Here is a 12,425-nt window from a genome sequence, read left to right as displayed (position 1 = left end):
ACCTGATAGCCTCCGCGACCCCGAACGTGTCGTCGAGGTCCGGTCATGACCCCCTTCTCCCTCTCCGAGGACCATGTCGCCATCCGCGACATGGCCCGTGCCTTCGCCGCCGAGAAGCTCGCGCCGGACGCCGTGCGCTGGGACGAGGAGAAGCACTTTCCCGTCGACGTGATGCGCGAGGCGGCCGAGCTCGGCATGGGCGGCGTCTACATCGCGGAGGACGTCGGCGGCTCGGGGCTGGGGCGGCTCGAGGCCGCGCTGATCTTCGAGGCGCTCGCCACCGGCTGCCCCACCGTGTCCGCCTACGTCTCGATCCACAACATGGCCGCCTGGATGATCGACCGCTACGGCTCGGACGCCCAGCGTCGGCGCTGGCTGCCGGGGCTCGTGATGATGGAGAGCCTCGCGAGCTATTGCCTCACCGAGCCCGGCGCCGGCTCGGACGCCGCCGCGCTCAAGACGCGGGCCCGGCGCGAGGGCGATCATTACGTGGTGGACGGCGTCAAGCAGTTCATCTCCGGCGCCGGCGTGTCCGACCTCTACGTGACGATGGTGCGCACGGGCGACGAGGGGGCGGGGGGCATCTCGACGCTCGTGATCGAGAAGGACACGCCGGGCCTCTCCTTCGGCGCGAACGAGCGCAAGATGGGCTGGAACGCCCAGCCGACCCGCCAGGTGATCCTGGAGGGCGCGCGGGTGCCCGTCGAGAACCGGCTCTCGGAGGAGGGGATGGGCTTCAAGATCGCCATGGCCGGCCTCGACGGCGGACGGCTCAACATCGGCGCCTGCTCGCTCGGCGGCGCGGACGCGGCGCTCGAGAAGTCCCTCGCCTATGCCCGCGAGCGCCGCGCCTTCGGGCGCTCGCTCGCCGAGTTCCAGGCGCTGCAATTCAAGCTCGCCGACATGGCGACCGAGCTCGAGGCCTCGCGCAGCTTCCTCTGGCGCGCCGCCGCCGCCCTCGACGCGGGCGCGCCCGACGCCACCAAGCTCTGCGCCATGGCCAAGCGCATCGCCACCGACCGCGGCTTCGACATCGCCAACGAGGCGCTCCAGATCCACGGCGGCTACGGCTACCTCGCCGATTACGGCATCGAGAAGATCGTGCGCGACCTGCGCGTCCACCAGATCCTGGAGGGGACGAACGAGATCATGCGGGTGATCGTGGCGCGGGCGCTGATCGGGCGGTGAGAGTTGCCTGGTGACAGGAGGTGCAACTCGGTTTAGTGCGTCGTCCTGGATCAACCCGGGTCGGGCACCGGCCCCCTCGATCGGGCAGATGGATGAACGAGCAAAGGAAGCCCTGGCCGTCCCTCCCGAGCGACGAGGCCGCTGAGGCCTTCGTCGCCGAAGCGGATCTCAGCGCGTACGACTGGAGCCGGATGGAGCCGCTGCGCCACGATCTCGCCGATCCGGAGGCGTCGATCGAGCTCCGGCTGCCGCGACGCCAGCTCGACGAGCTGAAGGCCGAAGCCGAGAAGCGCGGCATCCCCTACCAGCATTTCATGCGCGACCTTCTCGCGCGCGGCTTGCGGACGCTCTGAGCCGAGGATGATGAAAGTTGCCTGATGACAGGAAGCGCAACTTTCGCTAAGGTCATGTCGTTTTACGAGGTGAATCGGATGGCGAAGCTCGAGGTCGACGACGATTTGGTACGGCGTCTCGAAACGCGCGCGAAGCTGGCAGGCAAGCCGCTAGCGGAGCTCGTTCGTGAGACGCTGGCGGCCGCCGTGCCGCTAACCGGTGAGGAGAAGGCAGAGCGGATCCGGGAATTCCATCGACGCTGCGGCCCGTTTACTGGACTGACCGCACCCGAGGACCTGATCCGCGAGTCGAGAGACGAGCGGTGATCGTCATCGACGCGAGCGCTGCCGTCCGCTGGGTCGTCGACGGCACCACCGGGCCGATCATCGGGATCGGGTCGCAGGCGACGGCACCGGATCTGTTTCTGCCCGAAGTCCAGAATACCGCACTCAAGTACCTCCGCTCTCGACAAATGCGCCTCGACGAGGCCATTCGCCTTGTGGAGACGACCGCCGACATGATCAGCACGTTCGTGCCCGTCGCAGAGCTGTCGTCCCTGGCGTGGGACCTCGCCGGCACGCATGATCATTCACCCTACGACATGATCTACCTCGCGCTCGCGATCAAGCTGGATACGCATGTCGTGACCAGCGACCAGCGTTTCGCCCGGAAGATGCTCTCCAGCCGGCATTCGGCACGATTCCGGTTTCTTGGTTCGAGCGATAGCTGACCATCCCCCTCCCATCCTCCCGCATGACAGCCGCCCGCCCCGATGCTATCCAAGCGTCATGAGCGTGCGGCGTGACCAGAGCGAGGTGGACGAGGGGCGGGGCGGGGTCGCCGCGTTCGCGCCCACGCGCGAGGGCCGCGTGCGCGAGGGCCTCGCCGGGCGGCCCCTCGTCCTCGTCGGCCTGATGGGCGCGGGCAAGAGCACGGTGGGCCGTCGGCTCGCGGCGCGGCTCGGCATGCCCTTTCGCGACGCGGACAACGAGATCGAGGAAGCCGCGGGGATGACCATCCCCGACATCTTCGAGATGTACGGCGAGGCGCATTTCCGCGACGGCGAGCGGCGCGTGATCGATCGGCTCCTGCGCGAGGGCGGCATCGTGCTGGCCACCGGCGGCGGCGCCTTCATGGACGAGACCACCCGCGCGGCCGTGGCCGATCTCGGCGTCTCGGTGTGGCTCAAGGCCGATCTCGAGACCCTCATGCGCCGCGTGCGCAAGCGCGCCAACCGCCCGCTCCTGCAGAATCCCGACCCGGAAGGCACGATGCGCACCTTGATGGAGCGCCGCTATCCGGTCTACGCCAGCGCCGACGTCGTGGTGGAGAGCCACGACGGGGCCCACGAGGAGGTGGTCGAGGCCGTGGTCGCGGCCCTCGAGGCGCACCTCGCGACCAGACCGGGAGACGCGCCGTGAGCGCCATCACCTCGCACGCCGCAGCCGACGCGCCCGCCCGCGAGGCCGTCCGCGTCGCTCTTGGCGAGCGCGCCTACGACATCCTCATCGGCCGCGGCGTCTCCGAGGAAATCGGCACGCGCGCGGCCGCGCTCGGCGCCCGCGCCGTCGCCCTCGTCACGGACGACACGGTGGCGCGCCTGCACGGCGAGACGATCGCCGCGCGCGTCGCTAGCGCGGGCCTGCGCTGCGAGACGATCACCGTTCCCGCCGGCGAGGGCTCGAAGGGCTACGCCACCCTCGCGCGGGTCTGCGACGCCATCCTCGCCTCGCGGATCGAGCGCGGGGATCTCGTGATGGCGCTGGGCGGCGGCATCGTGGGCGATCTCGCCGGCTTCGCGGCGGCGATCGTGCGCCGCGGCGTGCGCTTCGTGCAGGTGCCCACCACGCTCCTCGCGCAGGTGGATTCCTCGGTCGGCGGCAAGACCGGCATCAATTCCGTCCACGGCAAGAACCTCGTCGGCGCCTTCCACCAGCCGAGCCTCGTCCTCGCCGACACCGCGCTCCTCGACACGCTGCCGCTGCGCGAATTGCGCGCGGGCTATGCCGAGATCGTCAAGTACGGGCTCATCGACGACGCCGATTTCTTCGCCTGGTGCGAGGCGAACGGCGAGGCCGTGCTCGCCGGCGGGCGGGAGCGCGAGCACGCCGTCGCCCATTCCTGCCGCGCCAAGGCGGCGATCGTCGCGCGCGACGAGCGCGAGGAGGGCGACCGCGCGCTCCTCAACCTCGGCCACACCTTCGCGCACGCGCTGGAGCGGCTCGCGCATTACGATCCCGCGATCCTCGTCCACGGCGAGGCGGTGGCGGCGGGGCTCGCGCTCGCCTATCGATTCTCGGCCTTCCTCGGCCTGTGCGCCCCCGCCGATGCCGAGCGCGTGGCGCGCCACCTTGCCGCGACGGGGCTGCCCACCACATTAGGAGCGTTCCCGGGCCTCGCCCCGGATCCGGAGCGCCTGCTCGACGCCATGGCGCAGGACAAGAAGGTGGTGGCGGGACAGCTGACCTTCATCCTCGCGCGCGGCGTGGGCGAGAGCTTCATCGCACGAGGCGTCGACGTCGCCGCGGTGCGCACCTTCCTCGCGCGCGAATGCGCGGGCGAAGGGCAGATGCCGGGCTGACGGCACGACCACCTCACGAGGAATGACATGGACGGCTCGATCTGGGTCTCGATCCTGGCGGTACTCGCCTGCTTCGTCTTCTCCGGCTTCTTCTCCGGATCGGAGACCGCGCTCACGGCGTCCTCGCGGGCGCGCATGCATGCGCTCGAGAAGGGCGGCGACAAGCGCGCGACGCTGGTCAACCGCCTGCTCACCGCGCGCGAGCGGTTGATCGGCGGCATCCTCATCGGCAACAACGTGGTCAACACGCTGGCCGCGTCGCTGACCACGGGCATCCTGCTCTCGATCTTCGGCGAGGTCGGCATCGTCTACGCGACGATCGTCGTCTCGATCTTCGTGATCGTGTTCTCCGAGATCCTGCCGAAGACGGTGGCGATCAACTATCCCGACAAGGTCGCGCTCATCGTGGCGAAGCCGATCTCGTGGATCGTCGCCCTGTTCGGGCCGATCACGCTCGCCATCGAGGCCTTCATCCGCGGCCTGCTCAGCCTGTTCGGCATCAAGCTCGGCGAGAACACCAACATCCTCTCCGCGACCGAGGAGCTTCGGGGCCAGGTGGACCTCCTCCACAAGGAGGGCGGCGTCGCCAAGGCCGAGCGCGACATGCTCGGCGGTCTCCTCGACCTGCGCGAGCTCGCGGTGGAGGACGTCATGGTCCACCGCACGCGCATGCGCATGATCGACGCGGACCTGCCGCCGGACGCGATCGTGCGCGAGGTCCTCACCTCGCCCCATACGCGCCTGCCGCTCTGGCGCGGGCGCCACGAGAACATCGTCGGCATCCTCCACGCGAAGGATCTCCTGCGCGCCCTCGATGCCGTGGGCGGCGACGCCTCCAAGCTGAAGATCGACCAGATCGCGCTCGAGCCCTGGTTCGTGCCCGACCGCACGTCCTTGCGCGACCAGCTGCGGGCCTTCCTCACCAAGAAGACGCACTTCGCCCTCGTCGTGGACGAGTACGGCGAGGTGCAGGGGCTCGTCACGCTCGAGGACATCATCGAGGAGATCGTCGGCGACATCAAGGACGAGCACGACGTCGCCGTCTCGGGCGTGCGGGTGCAGGTCGACGGCTCGGTGAACGTGGACGGCTCGGTCCCGATCCGCGACCTCAACCGCGTCATGGAATGGAACCTCCCCGACGAGGAGGCGACCACGATCGCGGGCCTCGTCATCCACGAGGCGCAGCTCATTCCCGAAACAGGCCAGGCCTTCACCTTCCACGGCTTCCGCTTCCAGGTGCTGCGCAAGACGAGGAACCGCATCACGCTCTTGCGCATCACGCCGCTGGAGCTGCTGAAGCCCCGACGGACGCAGGCGGCCGCGGCCGCGGAATGATCGTCGCTCAGGGGACGCGCGACACCCGCTCCGCCTCCTGCGCGATCACCTCGCGCAGCCAGCGCATGGCGGGATCGCTGTCGTAGGCCTCGGGCCAGACCAGGGTCGGCGTGAAGCGCACCTCGGACACCGGGGGCGCGCGCACGGCGAGGCCGAGCCCCGGCGCGAAGCGTCGGGCGAGCGTCTCCGGCAGGGTGACGACGCGGTCCGAGCGGGCCACCACCTCCATCGCCGCGTAGAAATGCGGCAGCCGCAGCGCGAGCCGCCGCTCGAGCCCGAGCCGCTCGAGCTGCGCGTCGAGAAAGCCGCGGCCTTCCCCGAGCACCGTCACGAGGACGTGGTCGAGGGCGGCGAAGTCCGCCGCACTCCAGCTTCCCGCGGCGGCGGGATGGTCGGCGCGCATCACCGTCACGAAGCGATCCGTGCCGAGCGTGCGCCGGCGCAGGCCCGGCGGCAGCGGCGCCTCCGCGACGCCGAAGCTCAGATGCGTGCGCCCGTCCCGCAGCGCGTCGAGCTCGCGGGCGCGCAGGGGCACGACGTCGATGTCGAGCCCCGGCGCCTCGCGGGCGAGCCGCCCGATCACCTCCGGCAGGAGGAGGATCGTCTGGTGATCGGTGGCGGAGATCGTCACCCGCGCCCGCCAGGTGGCGGGATCGAAGCGCTCCGGCGCGAGGAGATCGCGCACCTCGCCGAGCGTCCGCCGCAACGCCGGCTGTAGCGCCCGCGCGCGGGCCGTGGGCACGAGGCCCTCAGCACCACGCACCAGGATCGGATCGTCGAGGAGCGCGCGCAACCGCGCCAGCGCCCGGCTCATGGCCGGCTGGCTCAGGTTCGCCGCCGCTGCCGCGCGGGTCACGTTACGCTCGGCGATCAGATGATCGAGCAGGACCAGGAGGTTGAGGTCGATCCCGCGTAAATTCGTCTCGCGCATGATCCGGATACCAACGATGCATTGGACGCATGGAGGCTCCCTTCCTACCCTTCGCTCATCGGCTCGTCGAGAGCGGGCCACAGCGAAGAAGGAAATCCCCATGTTCCTCGTCATCGGCATCACCGGAAATACCGGCGCCGCCGCGGCGCGCACCCTGCTCGACGCGGGCGAGCGTGTGCGCGCCCTCGTGCGCTCCCCCGCGAAGGCGGCCCATTGGGCGGCGCGCGGCGTCGAGCTCGTGTCGGGCGACGTCGCCTGGACGAGCGATCTCGTCCGCGCCATGCAGGGCACGAAGGGCGCCTACGCCCTCGTCCCGCCGGATTACGGCGCCACGGATTTCGTCGGGCGCGCCGTCGCCACGGCCCGCGCCATCCGCGAGGCGGCGGAAGCGGCCGCGCTGCCACGCCTGGTCTTCCTGTCCTCGGAAGGCGCGCACCTGCCCACCGGGACCGGCGTCATCGAGAGCCTCCACGCCGCCGAGCAGGCCCTCGCCGGCATCGGCGTCCCCCTCACCATCCTGCGCGCCACGTACTTCCTGGAGAACTTCGCCCCGGTCTTCGGCGTCGCCGCCGCCGAGGGCGTGCTGCCCACCATGCTGACCGATCTCGACCGGCCCCAGCGCATCGTCGCCGCCGCCGACATCGGCCGCGTCGCCGCCGAGCTGCTGACGGCGGAGCGCGCGCCGGCCCTCGTCGAGCTCGCCGGCCCGCGGGACGAGACGCCGCGCGCCGTCGCCGCCACCGTCGCGGAGATCGTCGGGCGCCCCGTCCAGCCGGTCGTGCCGCCGCGGGAGGCGTGGGAAGGCATCCTGCGCGAGGCGGGGCTCGGCGCCGACGGCGCACGTCTCCTCGCGGCCATGTACGACGGAATCAACGCCGAGCACGTGCGTTTCTCGGGAGACGTGCCGCTGACACGCGGGCGCATCGGCATCGCCGAGACCGCACGCGGCTGGAGGGGCGCCGCGGCCGCCGCGTGAACCGCGGCACGGCGCGGCCGGGCTCAGGAGGCGGTGAGCTTCTCGAAGCGCCAGGCGATGACCGGCGCGGCGGCGGTATCGAAGGCGACGACGATCTGGCTCGCCTTGCGCGCCCCGTCCGTCGCGGAGAGGTAGAGGCTCTCCTCGAGCCGTGCCTCGACGCCGTCGGTCTCGAGCACGTACTGCCAGGTCTCCCCGTTGGAGAGGCCGAGGAGCACGACGCGCCCCGCCTGGGCGCGTCGTGCCCGCACGCTCGGATGCAGGTGGAAGCGTAGCGCCGCCGGCACGGCGCCGACGCCGCGCGCGGCCCGCCCCGATGCCGGCAGCAGCCGATCCTCGCCCGCGAGCGCATCGCCGGCGGCGCCGAGCACGAGCCGACGCTCGTGCAGCACGCCGAAGCCGCTGGCATAGCCGTCGTGGCGCGCCTCGAGCACGAGGGGCTCGGGGCGCTTCGTCTGCACCTCGCCGGGGCCGGAGATCAGGAGCGTGCCGAAGCGGCTCTCCAGGAAGGCCGCCGGCAGCTTCGAGAGGCCCCGCGCGTCGCTCGTGAAGGCGGCGGAGGAGGCGCGGTCGAGGGTGAGCGTCGCGTGCGCGGCGGTCCCCCGCGCGGGCAGCGCCAGCGGGTCGCTGCGCTCGCGCGGCGCGCCGAGATTGACCACGACGCGCGCCTCGCCGGAGGTCAGCTCGAAGGACAGGCATCCGGCAGTGGCGTCATGCGCCACGAAGGGCGGCGGCGGCGCGCCGACGTCCGCCACGAGGACGAGCCGTCCCGCCTGCAGGCGCTCGTAGCCCGAGAGGAGCCCGCGCTGCAGCGGGCTCGCCCGCGCCTCGTCGTAGAAGAGCAGCGTCGTCAGGTGATCGACGGGCGTCGAGCCGGCGCCGTTGAAATGGCTGAGCGTGCCGTCGCCGTGGCGCAGCAGGCGCAGCATCGGCGGCATGCGGTCGATGGCGCGCACCAGCGCCTCGGGCGGGTCGAGCCCGCGGGCGAGATAGACCTGGCGCAGCGGCAGGAGATCGAGGAGGAGATCGAGGACGACGCGGGGATTGCGCCCGACATGGCCGCCGTCGGCGAGCACCTGCCGGTCGAGCTCGCGGGCGAGCACCTTGGTCGCCGCCCGGCCGAGCGTCTCGCACCCCTCGCAGCACAGGCCCGCATAAGCGAGCGCGATCGCCGCCTGCAGCCGTCCCAGCGGGCGCGAGGCGACGCGCGCCGCACGGGTGCAGGTGCGCAGGTCGCGGGCGAGCCCGCGCAGGAAGCGCTGATAGAAGACATGGTCGGCGCCCTCGACGATGAGCGGCGACTGGCTGAGGAAGGAGATCGCGCGCCGCGCGGCCACCGACGGCTTGCGGATCGCCGGCCCGTGCTGCTCGCGCAGGTACTCGTCGACGAGGGCGCGTGCATTGGCGCGCGCCAGCGCCGTGTCCGCCGCGCGCAGGTGGCGCAGCCAGGAGAAGCCGTGGAGGATGTCGGCCCAGGCCTCGGAGGGCGGCTCGAGGGCGAAGGGCGAGCGCCCGCCGGTGGCGAGCGCGCGGCCTCCGAAGACGAAGTAGCCGGCATAGATGTCGTCGGCGATGGTGGCGTCGCAGGTGCGCATGTCCGGCGGCACGATGACGAGACGCTTGGGCGTGCGCGCGCGCAGGCCGCCGAGCCCCATCAGGCTCGCGGCTTCGGCGCGCAGGATGCGCGCGGCTTCGCGCATGGCGAGCCCGGTCAATCGCCAACGATCCGGCGCTTCCGTCACTTCGTCCCCCGTGGAGGGCCCCTCCATCGAGGGAACGCGTTCAGGGTTAATCCGGCGTTACCGAGCTGCGGCGAATTCGCCGTTCTCCACCGCGCAGGCGTGGAAGCAACCGGCGATTAAGACCATACGTGGCAGCCTCCCGCGATCGGGGCGCGGCGAGCGGGGGATCGGGCGATGGCATCGGGCGAGGCACGCGAGACGGCGTCCCCCTGGATCGCGGGCGCCGACGGCTATCCGTTCGGCTGGGTCGTGGCCTTCATGCGCCTCGACGGCGCCGAGCCGCCGCGCCTGCGCGGCGCGCCGGACCTGGCCGCTGTCCTCGATGCGCCGGAGGCCCCGCGCCTCGTCGCGATCGACATGCCCATCGGCCTGCCGGAGCGTATCGTCGGGCCGGGACGCGCCGCGGAGCAGGCGGTGCGCCCGCTTCTCGGAGGGCGCCAGTCGAGCGTCTTCTCGATGCCCTCGCGCGCAGCGGTCTACGCGGCGGATTACCGCGAGGCCTGCGGGGTGGCGCTCGCGACCTCGACGCCGCCCCGCAAGGTCTCCAAGCAGGGCTTCATGCTCTTCCCCAAGATCCGCGAGATCGACGCGCTGCTGCGCGCGCGCCCGCAGGACGTCGCCCGCGTCTTCGAGGTCCATCCCGAGGTCGCCTTCTGGCGCATGAACGGGGAGCGGGCGCTCGAGACGCCCAAGAAGGTGAAGGGCCGCGCTCATCCGCCGGGCCTCGCCCAGCGCCGCGCGCTGCTCGAGGCCGCGGGCATTCCCGCAGCGCTCGTCGACGCCGAGCGCCCGCGCGGATCCGGTCCAGACGATCACCTCGACGCCCTCGCAGCCCTCGTCGTGGCGATGCGCCTCGCGCAGCGCACGGCGCGGGGGTTCCCCGAGCCGCCGGAGCGCGACGCGCACGGCCTGCCCGTCGCCATCTGGGCGTGAGGCGGCGCGTATTCGGCCAGGCGGATCGGGCAGCGGGGGCGCTGGCGCGGGCGCAGGTGCGAAGCTAGGTAGGGGGAAAGACAGGAGAGAGCCATGAGCGCCCCCGAGAACGCCCCCGAGACACCCTCCTTGCCCGTCACGCCGCAGGACGTCGCCGATGCCCACGCGCGCATCGCGCCCCACGTCCGGCGAACCCCGATCTGGCGGCTCGACGGCGCCTTCGGGCACGACGGGCCCGTGAGCCTGAAGCTCGAGTTCCTGCAGCATGCCGGGTCCTTCAAGACCCGCGGCGCCTTCAACAACCTCCTCACGGAGACCGTGCCCGAGGCCGGCGTCGCGGCGGCGTCGGGGGGCAATCACGGTGCGGCCGTCGCCTATGCCGCCCGCGAGCTCGGGCACAGGGCGACGATCTTCGTGCCGGAGATCTCGCCGGCGGCGAAGGTGGAGATCATCCGGCGCATGGGCGCGGACGTGCGCATCGGCGGGCCGCGCTACGCGGACGCGCTGTTCGCCTGCGGCGTGCACATCGCGGGGACCGGGGCCCTCTCCGTGCACGCCTACGATGCGCAGGCGACCATCGCCGGGCAAGGCACGGTCGCGCGCGAATGGGAGGAGGATGCCGAGGGCGGGCTCGACACCGTCCTCGTCGCGGTCGGCGGCGGCGGGCTGATCGCGGGGATCGCCACCTGGTTCGGCGATCGGGTGAAGGTGGTGGGCGTGGAGCCGCAGGGCTCCTGCGCGCTCCATGCCGCGCTCGCCGCCGGGGAGCCCGTGGACGTCGAGGTGAACTCGATCGCCGCCGACAGCCTCGGTGCCCGCTCGGCCGGCGCGCTCGTCACGCAGATCGCCAAGGCACGGGTGGACCACGTCGCGCTCGTCGAGGACGCGGCGATCCTCGCCGCGCGGGCGCTGCTGTGGCAGGATTTCCGCATCGCCACGGAGCCGGGCGGTGCGGCGGCGCTCGCCGCGCTGACGTCCGGCGCCTATCGCCCGGCGACGGGCGAGCGGGTGGGCGTGCTGCTGTGCGGGTCGAACGTCGACCTCGCGACGCTCGACACGCCGGCCNAACACGACGTCCTCGCCTACATGGACTTCCCGCTGCGGCATCGGGCCAAGCTGCACTCGACCAACCCGCTCGAGCGCGTCAACGGCGAGATCAAACGCAGGACCGACGTCGTCGGAATCTTCCCCAACGAGGACGCCATCGTCCGCCTCGTCGGCGCAATCCTGCTCGAACAGAACGACGAATGGGCCGTCCAGCGCGCGAGATACATGACCCTGGAAACCATCGCCGGCATGAGCGATGATCCCGCCGTCAGCCTGCCAGCGATGGAGCCCTGACGAACGATCCGGCCACGCCCAGGATCGTCCATGGCACCGCGTCAGCTACACCACGCCTCGGGACATGATCGTTTCGGCGCGAGCAGTGCGATATCCGTTCTCTGGCGCTAGGCAGCGAGCGTCGCAGTCTCGGCATCGCAGGGGTGCGCGATCGGCATCTTTCCTTGCCCTCGGGATTTAGACTCGTCGATGTCGACGCCTTGCCGGCGGAGATCTACGTGCCCGACGTCGGCCTGCGGCTGCGCTGCTCGGCGTGCGGTGGGCGCGAGATCGAGACCCGACCGGACTGGACGCGATATCGGGCGCAAGGCACACCAGCGGGGGCGCGATCCTCGTCACCCACTCCGGTCGATCGATGAAGAATTTCGGTCCGAGCAGAGGCTCGGGCAAGGCGGGAGTTGAGTGCGGGCATGGCTGGACCGACGAAGCTCGGTTGCGATGCGGCATCGACGCGCGATCGTCTAGCGCGCGCGATATGACCTCGAGCCACCCCAGGCCAGGTCAAGAGCATAGGCGCCAGCTCCTTCTCGCATCAGCTTCTCGGGCTTACGAAGTGAGGCGCCGCGTGGCCTCCGCGCGGCGCCTCCTCCTCGTCAGCCGAACGTCGCCTCGCTGAGCAGGACGCCCTGCGCCAGCACCTCGGCGTTGTTGGCCACGTTCTCCGGGCTCTCGGTGAAGGAGGCGAGCACGTGGGCGCGCTCCATGCCGTCGGCCAGGCGGCCGAGCCAGAAGGCGCGGCCCTCCGCCTCGCCCTCGCGGAAGAGGATGTTCTGGTAGAGCGTGTCGACGAAGGTGGTGTCGGGAAGGGTCGCCACCGGGCCGTAGAGGGCGGTGTATTCCGGCGAGACGACGAAGTAGCGGGCGAAATCGATGAGCGTGCCCTGGCCGGTCAGCGCCCGGTCGATCCAGAACTCGAACCCGCCCTGGTCCGGCGTGCGCCCGAAGGCGGCGGCGTAGAGGCGGTAGATCGGGTCCGTGATCGGCGCGAGGTCGAAGGCGATGACGCCGTCGGAGAAGACGAGGCGCTCGATCGTGGCGAGCGTGTCCGACCCCTCCGGCCCCGTG

Annotated in this window: 12 protein-coding genes and 2 pseudogenes; 11 read left to right on the top strand and 3 right to left on the bottom strand. The window is 71.5% G+C overall.

Features of this window, described 5'->3' with window-relative positions; all coding sequences use genetic code 11:
- Positions 1 to 45 precede the first annotated feature (45 nt).
- The 7 genes from IEX89_RS22440 (at position 46) to IEX89_RS22410 (ending at position 5,437) form a co-directional block, all read left to right on the top strand.
- Complete coding sequence (locus tag IEX89_RS22440) at positions 46 to 1,188, top strand: acyl-CoA dehydrogenase family protein (RefSeq protein ID WP_188915518.1); 1,143 nt, start codon at positions 46 to 48, stop codon at positions 1,186 to 1,188.
- Positions 1,189 to 1,280: 92 nt separating this feature from the next.
- Positions 1,281 to 1,541, top strand: coding sequence for a CopG family antitoxin (locus IEX89_RS22435; RefSeq protein WP_188915517.1), 261 nt, complete (start codon positions 1,281 to 1,283; stop codon positions 1,539 to 1,541).
- A 78-nt stretch (positions 1,542 to 1,619) separates the two neighbouring features.
- Complete coding sequence (locus IEX89_RS22430; protein ID WP_188915516.1) at positions 1,620 to 1,847, top strand: hypothetical protein; 228 nt, start codon at positions 1,620 to 1,622, stop codon at positions 1,845 to 1,847.
- Complete coding sequence (locus IEX89_RS22425) at positions 1,844 to 2,251, top strand: type II toxin-antitoxin system VapC family toxin (RefSeq protein ID WP_188915515.1); 408 nt, start codon at positions 1,844 to 1,846, stop codon at positions 2,249 to 2,251. The genes IEX89_RS22430 and IEX89_RS22425 overlap by 4 nt, the downstream gene beginning before the upstream one ends.
- Positions 2,252 to 2,309: 58 nt before the next feature.
- Complete coding sequence (locus tag IEX89_RS22420; RefSeq protein ID WP_188915514.1) at positions 2,310 to 2,942, top strand: shikimate kinase; 633 nt, start codon at positions 2,310 to 2,312, stop codon at positions 2,940 to 2,942.
- The gene (gene aroB, locus IEX89_RS22415; RefSeq protein WP_244645655.1) at positions 2,939 to 4,102 is read left to right on the top strand and encodes a 3-dehydroquinate synthase; all 1,164 of its coding nucleotides are present in this window, start codon (positions 2,939 to 2,941) and stop codon (positions 4,100 to 4,102) included. The genes IEX89_RS22420 and aroB overlap by 4 nt, the downstream gene beginning before the upstream one ends.
- A 27-nt stretch (positions 4,103 to 4,129) precedes the next feature.
- Positions 4,130 to 5,437: an HlyC/CorC family transporter gene (locus IEX89_RS22410; protein ID WP_188915513.1), complete on the top strand. Its 1,308-nt coding sequence runs from the start codon at positions 4,130 to 4,132 to the stop codon at positions 5,435 to 5,437.
- A gap of 7 nt (positions 5,438 to 5,444) precedes the next feature.
- On the opposite strand, the gene IEX89_RS22405 is transcribed toward IEX89_RS22410, so the two are convergent.
- The gene (locus IEX89_RS22405) at positions 5,445 to 6,368 is read right to left on the bottom strand and encodes a LysR substrate-binding domain-containing protein (protein WP_188915512.1); all 924 of its coding nucleotides are present in this window, start codon (positions 6,366 to 6,368) and stop codon (positions 5,445 to 5,447) included.
- A gap of 100 nt (positions 6,369 to 6,468) precedes the next feature.
- On the opposite strand from IEX89_RS22405, the gene IEX89_RS22400 reads away from it, so the two are divergent.
- Complete coding sequence (locus tag IEX89_RS22400; protein ID WP_188915511.1) at positions 6,469 to 7,344, top strand: NmrA family NAD(P)-binding protein; 876 nt, start codon at positions 6,469 to 6,471, stop codon at positions 7,342 to 7,344.
- Positions 7,345 to 7,367: 23 nt separating this feature from the next.
- Here IEX89_RS22400 and IEX89_RS22395 read toward each other — a convergent pair whose 3' ends face one another.
- Positions 7,368 to 9,059, bottom strand: coding sequence for a heparinase II/III family protein (locus IEX89_RS22395; protein WP_244645654.1), 1,692 nt, complete (start codon positions 9,057 to 9,059; stop codon positions 7,368 to 7,370).
- A 201-nt stretch (positions 9,060 to 9,260) separates the two neighbouring features.
- Between IEX89_RS22395 and IEX89_RS22390 the strand changes: the two genes are divergently transcribed.
- From IEX89_RS22390 to IEX89_RS22380, 3 genes and pseudogenes are all read left to right on the top strand, one after another.
- Entirely contained in the window at positions 9,261 to 10,019 is a 759-nt protein-coding gene (locus IEX89_RS22390) for a DUF429 domain-containing protein (protein ID WP_188915509.1), read from the top strand.
- A 93-nt stretch (positions 10,020 to 10,112) separates the two neighbouring features.
- A pseudogene (locus IEX89_RS22385) lies at positions 10,113 to 11,060 on the top strand (threonine/serine dehydratase); the annotation flags it as partial.
- Between the two features lie 21 nt (positions 11,061 to 11,081).
- Positions 11,082 to 11,360, top strand: a pseudogene (locus IEX89_RS22380) (transposase); the annotation flags it as partial.
- A 593-nt stretch (positions 11,361 to 11,953) separates the two neighbouring features.
- Here the strand turns inward: IEX89_RS22380 and IEX89_RS22375 are convergent.
- The coding region (locus tag IEX89_RS22375) for a DUF4214 domain-containing protein (protein ID WP_188915508.1) at positions 11,954 to 12,425 on the bottom strand (472 nt) is incomplete at its 5' end.

The organism is Salinarimonas ramus, assembly GCF_014645695.1.
Taxonomy (GTDB): Bacteria; Pseudomonadota; Alphaproteobacteria; order Rhizobiales; family Beijerinckiaceae; genus Salinarimonas; species Salinarimonas ramus.
Note: the sequence above shows the minus strand (reverse complement) of the source record. Positions and strands in the feature narration are given on the sequence as shown.